Origin of the sequence: Streptomyces sp. (assembly GCF_031178505.1) — a bacterium.
Classification (GTDB): Bacteria; Actinomycetota; Actinomycetes; order Streptomycetales; family Streptomycetaceae; genus Streptomyces; species Streptomyces gulbargensis.
On sequence record NZ_JAPSIW010000472.1, the window covers coordinates 1 to 5,620 of the forward strand.

The 5,620-nt window shown below is 67.9% G+C and carries 7 protein-coding genes; all 7 read left to right on the forward strand.

Features of this window, described 5'->3' with window-relative positions; genetic code table 11:
• Positions 1 to 190 precede the first annotated feature (190 nt).
• The 7 genes from RIF68_RS25500 to RIF68_RS25530 all read left to right on the forward strand — a co-directional run bounded on the left by RIF68_RS25500 (position 191) and on the right by RIF68_RS25530 (position 5,303).
• Positions 191 to 454: a hypothetical protein gene (locus RIF68_RS25500; protein WP_309053646.1), complete on the forward strand. Its 264-nt coding sequence runs from the start codon at positions 191 to 193 to the stop codon at positions 452 to 454.
• A gap of 617 nt (positions 455 to 1,071) precedes the next feature.
• Positions 1,072 to 1,626, forward strand: a complete 555-nt coding sequence (locus RIF68_RS25505) for an XRE family transcriptional regulator (protein WP_309053647.1) — start codon at positions 1,072 to 1,074, stop codon at positions 1,624 to 1,626.
• A gap of 183 nt (positions 1,627 to 1,809) precedes the next feature.
• A complete protein-coding gene (locus RIF68_RS25510) occupies positions 1,810 to 2,823 on the forward strand; it encodes a DUF6292 family protein (RefSeq protein ID WP_309053648.1) in 1,014 nt (337 codons plus the stop codon).
• Between the two features lie 422 nt (positions 2,824 to 3,245).
• Complete coding sequence (locus RIF68_RS25515; RefSeq protein WP_309053649.1) at positions 3,246 to 3,692, forward strand: hypothetical protein; 447 nt, start codon at positions 3,246 to 3,248, stop codon at positions 3,690 to 3,692.
• A gap of 34 nt (positions 3,693 to 3,726) precedes the next feature.
• Positions 3,727 to 4,128 (forward strand): hypothetical protein, encoded by a 402-nt coding sequence (locus RIF68_RS25520; RefSeq protein WP_309053650.1) that lies wholly within the window; start codon positions 3,727 to 3,729, stop codon positions 4,126 to 4,128.
• 25 nt (positions 4,129 to 4,153) lie between these two features.
• Positions 4,154 to 4,420: a hypothetical protein gene (locus RIF68_RS25525; RefSeq protein WP_309053651.1), complete on the forward strand. Its 267-nt coding sequence runs from the start codon at positions 4,154 to 4,156 to the stop codon at positions 4,418 to 4,420.
• A 367-nt stretch (positions 4,421 to 4,787) separates the two neighbouring features.
• A complete protein-coding gene (locus tag RIF68_RS25530; RefSeq protein WP_309053652.1) occupies positions 4,788 to 5,303 on the forward strand; it encodes a hypothetical protein in 516 nt (171 codons plus the stop codon).
• Positions 5,304 to 5,620: the final 317 nt, after the last annotated feature.

Genomic DNA, 5,620 nt, shown 5'->3' on the forward strand with positions numbered 1-5,620 from the left:
CGGCGAGCAGGAAGGGGAGACCGTCAGTCATCAGACTGCTGGGGTGGCTCTGGGTATTCGTTGGACTGCTTGCCATCTTTTTCGGTCTCATGCCCCTGATGTGACTGCGGTTCAAGCCCTCCGGGGGGAGTAGGTGCCTTGTTCGGCTTGACAGGAGCCGGCGCCGTGGTGGCGGGGTGATATTTCTTTGATGACTGACGGGGAGGCGGCCCGTGGTTCAGTCACTAACGGGCGGAGAGAAGGAATCCTGTTCCTCCTGATAGCGGGGCTCACTCTGATCGGCTTCGGAGTATGCCTGATAGTCAATGTCAGAGAAATCGCCTACCGTATTTTCGATTTCTACGCTCCGTTCATGAACGCCGGAAGGGCTACGCGTGAGACCTTTCGGTATGTGGGGATTGGTGGCGTTCTGGTAGGGGTCCTCTGGGTTGCGGCATCATTCTCCATTATGTGACCGTCGTAGCCGGAGAGCTAAGAGCTCGTAACACAATCACAGTGGGAAACGGTCTAGCCTTGCCAGGTGTCGTCGCTTGCGGTCACCGCTACCTCGCGCTCATCGGCGCCTGCTGCTGTCGTTTACGCCGCGCTCCTCGATCCGACCTGATCGTGGCCAAGCACCGCAACGGGCCCACGGCCACCGTGACCGTGGCCCACCAGTTCCACTACAGCCGCCTGCGCGACATGTCCGGCGTCGAAGAACCGGATGTGTGGGATCTCAAATCCCGCTTCATAATCTCACGGTCCGCTTCATATGGACTGCACTTATGAAGCGGGCCGTGAGACACCGCAGGTCAGCGGCTTTCCCGTCCTGCCACCATCGAGGTTCACCGCGAGGAAATGCAGCGGGACTTGAGACGGATCTTGCTGAAGTGGCGTGAGACGGCCGGAGAACCCGCAGGTCACGGCGCTGCCGTATGAAGCGGAGCGCGAGACCCTACGCCGGAAGCGGCCCGCTAACCACCCTGGACGCCGCTGTGCGGCGCGATCATGGGCGGGTCGGGTAACTTCCCCCGCCCGCCCATGATCGCCCCTCAGCGGCCCACACAGCCGATCATGAACGGAGCAGCCCGCATGGGTATCATCGGAGACGGCCTCGACCGCGCCCTTCAGGGCGCGTTCACCCGGCCCATTCCCAAGTCGGCCGGCGCGCAGATGCGCTACCTGGTCAAGCAGCTCAAGGGCACCCGCGCCGTGGCCGGCCTGCTCGGCGTCTCGCAGCGCACGGTGGAGCGGTACGTGAAGGACCAGATCCGCCGGCCCCGCGCCGACCTCGCGCAGCGCCTGGAGGACGCCGTGCGCCAGCGCTGGCAGCCTCGCGTCCGCGAGCGGGCCCGCAAGCAGGCAGCGGCCAGCACCGGCCTGGTCATCCGCACCCGGGCCCGGTTCGGCTTCACCGCCGCGCCCGGCACCACCGACGACGCCCGTATCCGCGACCTCAGCCTCGCGCTGCCGCCGCACCACGCGGCCCGGCTCCTCGATGCGCAGGACGCCGGCGCGGACGAGCGGCAGCTGCGCGCCCTGGCGGCCGAAGCGCTCGGCGAGATGTACTTCCGCGACGGCGGCCGCCGCGCCGCAGGCCTGCACGTCGAGTTCACGGACGTCGAGCAGGCGGAGTTCGACCTGTAGCAGGAAAGTGGCCGGCACCCTCAGTCCGCCAGTGGCGGGTGGCACGGGTGCCGGCCGACCCAAGTCACCGCCCAAGGGGCGCGTGCTCGGATGGCAGCCTACCGCGCGCACCCGGGCAGTAGAAAAATCCCGTACTGTTTTCTTGATGAGTTGTCGGTGATTCGCCGGACTTTGGAGGCCTCCATGATCCGCGCCGGACGCCAGCACCTGGTGCGCACCCTCGCCGACATCGCCGCGCAGCAGGGCATCGCCCTACAGACCCTGCTCAACTCCGGCCAGCACCAGGCCGCGGGCTTCCCCGCGCCGCTGAACGCGGGCCGCACCCGGCTCTACGACGGCGAGCAGGTCGACGCGCACCTCGCCGGACTGCCCGTCCCCGAGCTGCCGACCACGGACGACGACGAAGACCTCCTGGACCGCCAGGAGGCCGCCGCACTGCGCGGCGAGCCCCTGTCGGTGTGGGACCGCCGCAAGAAGGAACCGGCCGTCAGCGAGTACCTGGTGTGCGTGGGCGGGGTCGAGCACTGGCCCCGCCACATCGTCCGGGACTACACCCCCGCACCCCGCCGCCGCACCACCGGCAGCGGCGGGGGCGGCCGGCCCACCGGCGCCGGGGACCAGGTCCCCCGCGACCAGCTGCCCGCGCGCGTCGCGCAGCTCCTGGACGCCGACCCCGCCCTCACCGCGGCCGACGTCACCGACCGCCTCGGCGTACACCGCAACACCGCCCAGGCCGCGCTGACGGCACTGCGCGCGCAGCGGATGGCCGACGTCATGGAGCAGCACGCGGCTACGGCAGCACAGGCCGCCGCCCAACTCGGTTACCCCGCCGGACAGATCCGCCGCGCGAGCGTCCGCGCCGAAGCCGTCCTGCGCGGCCGTCAGGCACGCCCCTACCTCGCCGCCGTGGCCCAGGCCCTGCACGCACGCGGCTGGAGCTCTACCGAGACCCCGCCCGCCGTCCAGTACCCCGAAGACGACGTCTGCACAGCCGCGTTCGTCCTGGACGCCCCCGCGGCGCCGGCCCCCGCCCTGGTGTGGTCCGAGCGGCACGGCTGGCGCACCGCGACCTCCCGCCGCCACCCGCTTGGTCGGGGCGCAGCATGGCCCCCGCCCGGCGACGGGGTACGAGACCTCGACACTGGCACGACCCCCGCCCCCGCCGACCTCGTCAACGCCCTCGACAGCACCAGCTGACCGCCAGCCAGCACTGGGGGGTGTTCGACAAGATCGCCGCGGCGAGCGCAGGCAGTGCCGTACGGGGCGGGGCGACGTTGTCAGCGAAGACCACCTAGAACTCCCCCGTGTGCCGTGGCCCGTGGCATTGCTGACAGGCATCCCATTCCACAGGTTGTGGCTCTTCCTCGCGTCCGGCAGGACCCCTCCGCGCCCCGAGATCAAACAAGAACGCACGAGTCCGGGCGTGGGCATGTCATAGTGTGGTCACAGTCTGGTGCAGGTCCGTACCAGAACGTGCACATCCAAGATGAGGAGCCCTGTGTTACACACCCGACTCCCCGCACCACAGGCAAGACGCCGGATACCCCGGCCGCTCGGCGTGCTGCTCGCCCTAGGTGCATCTCTCCTACTGGTGTTTACCACCGCCACCACCGCACTACGTGTACCAGTCGGACGAGGTGTGGGCCAACACCGACTCCTCCAAGTGCCTGTACACCTACGCGGAAGTCTCCCACGGCAGCGGAGGCGGCTACGCCAGGGCCTACGGACTGGCTTCCTCCGGCATTCCCCTTACCCAGGCGTGCATCATGGTCTGGAACCGGCCCCCGGGCAACCTTAAGGCCGGTTTTCAGTACTTCTTCCACGACGGTACTCAGTGGGGCGTGTGCCGGCAGCTCATGGGCACCCAGAACCCCGATGGCACCTGGAGCGGATACTCCAACACCACCGAAACCTCCAGGATGGAACTCAACTACGACTTCGGGGTCGTGTCGCCCTGCGGTTGGGGCTACTACGCGACCAAGGCCGGGAGCAACGTCTACTACGGCGGCACCTGGTACGGGGGCAACGTCCCTATCTGGTCCGGACAGCACATCATCGAGAACTAGCCCCTCAGCCCGCTAGGAACTGGAGACACCGCGCATGAAGAAGACCCGTATGTCCCTCGCCGTGGGAGCGGTGGCCGGCGTGCTGCTGCTGGGTGGCCTCGCGATGAACGCCTCGGCCGACGAGTCGCCCAGCAGTGGGCAGACCGAGAAGGCGGCGGTGCCACCGGCTCCGCCCACCCCGGAGTGGGTGAATCCTGACGGCACGGTGGACGAGTCCAAGATGCCCGAAGAGATGCCGCTGATGGGGGCGGACGGCAAGGTCGTCAAGGACGCAGACGGCAAGCCCCTCATGGTCAAGACGCGGCTCGAGTTCGCGGAGTCCGTGGCACCCATGGTCGGCCCGCGGGCAGTGGAGAAGCGGTCCGTAAGCACGGACGCGGAAGGCCGCAAGACGGAGATCATCGAGGTTGAGCCGTCCGTTCCGCCCGCGCAGTGACTGAAGGGCACCCCGGAGCAGAAAGATGATGAGCAGGCTGCTGGAAGCGGTGTGTGCGCTGACGGTGGGCGTGCTCGTTGCGCTCCTTGTATGGGGCGCTGACCCTGCCGCCGTGCAGGTGGCGTGGCGGCAGGGCGAGATGAGCGGCGTGACGGTGGTGTTCGTGGCGGCGTGTGCGCTGTGGCTGGTGCTATGGCGCAGGCGTACCGGGCGCGGCCGTCTGGCATGGCCGCTTGTGGTGCTGCTATGCGGTGCAGCTGGTGTGTTGATCATGGTAGCTACGGCCGGTTGATCGGCGCAGGCAGGTGGGGCTTCCCGCTCTTGTGGTGGGGAGCCCCGCTGGCGCCGGCCCAACTTTCGCACCTGATCCGGCCGGCCCGGCCCGACGGCGCCCGAACTACATCGTCCTGCACGACCTCTCCTCCCACACCGGTGTGGGCATCCGCCACTGGCCGGAGAAGAACAAAATCGGACTGTGCTTCATCCGGACCTGCGCCTCTTGGGCCAACCCGATCGAGGCCCACTTCGGCCGCTGCGGCAGCCCAGCGCAGAGAACGCGACACAGCGACCGTCACGTAGTCGACGACCCGTCACTTCAAGCGGGCAGTGCCTGCCCTCTCCACCAACGAGCCATCCCCACCGTCAGTACCGTTGCGCGCATGGGAGACCTGGGCATAGCCCTCATCGCAGCAGGAGCCGCGCTTGCCGGTAGCGCGCTCACGGGACTGTTCACGATTGCTGCCGGACGACGCCAGGCAGCAGCAGCCCGGTATGCCGGCGACGAGCAGGCTCGTGCCGTCATCGACACCGTAAACCGGACTCTCGACGAGCAGCGTGCTGCCCGCATTGAGGCAGCGCGGCGGCAGGTGTACACCCAGTTCCTCATGGCGTTCGACGAAGCACTGCACTTGCTTCGGCCTCGGAACCCTGGGTCAGCGAGGCGCAGCGGACTCGAGAAGGTCAACACGCAGCACGGCCTCGTCGAACTCGAAGGCCCCGAGGCGGTACACGTTGCAGCATCGGTCATGGTGGAAGCCCTCCTGGACCTGGCCGAAGCGCTCGACAACTACGGCGGGGAGAGCACGCCCTCGTACGGCATGGAGACACGGCGCTGTGCAGCCTTCCGCCGCCATTTCCTCGCCACCACTCAGGCGGTCCTCCACGGTGACGCGTAGGACACAGCGCAACGCAGGGCGCAGCATCAGTAGTAGGCGCCCTTGACGGCCCTCTTGCGTGACTACTGCGGTTGAACTCGTGGTGTCGTACTGCTGATTCAGTCAGGGCGGATGGCCAGGCCGGTCTCGGCTAGACCTGGAACAGCAGGGGGCGTTGCGCGGATGCTGACACCACCGCGGTCTCGAACCCTATTTGCATTGCCGGCCGCGGTTGGAAGAACCTGGGCACCGACATCGACAGTCGTACGGGTACCAACGTTCCGCTACCAGGGGAGCCGTGAGGGCCGTCCACCCAGCCAGCAAGTGAAGGGAACCCT

Coding starts and splice junctions, on each gene's coding strand:
- RIF68_RS25530 (WP_309053652.1), top strand. CDS start 4,788: ATGGGAGACCTGGGCATAGCCCTCATCGCAGCAGGAGCCGCGCTTGCC.
- RIF68_RS25525 (WP_309053651.1), top strand. CDS start 4,154: ATGATGAGCAGGCTGCTGGAAGCGGTGTGTGCGCTGACGGTGGGCGTG.
- RIF68_RS25510 (WP_309053648.1), top strand. CDS start 1,810: ATGATCCGCGCCGGACGCCAGCACCTGGTGCGCACCCTCGCCGACATC.
- RIF68_RS25520 (WP_309053650.1), top strand. CDS start 3,727: ATGAAGAAGACCCGTATGTCCCTCGCCGTGGGAGCGGTGGCCGGCGTG.
- RIF68_RS25500 (WP_309053646.1), top strand. CDS start 191: ATGACTGACGGGGAGGCGGCCCGTGGTTCAGTCACTAACGGGCGGAGA.
- RIF68_RS25505 (WP_309053647.1), top strand. CDS start 1,072: ATGGGTATCATCGGAGACGGCCTCGACCGCGCCCTTCAGGGCGCGTTC.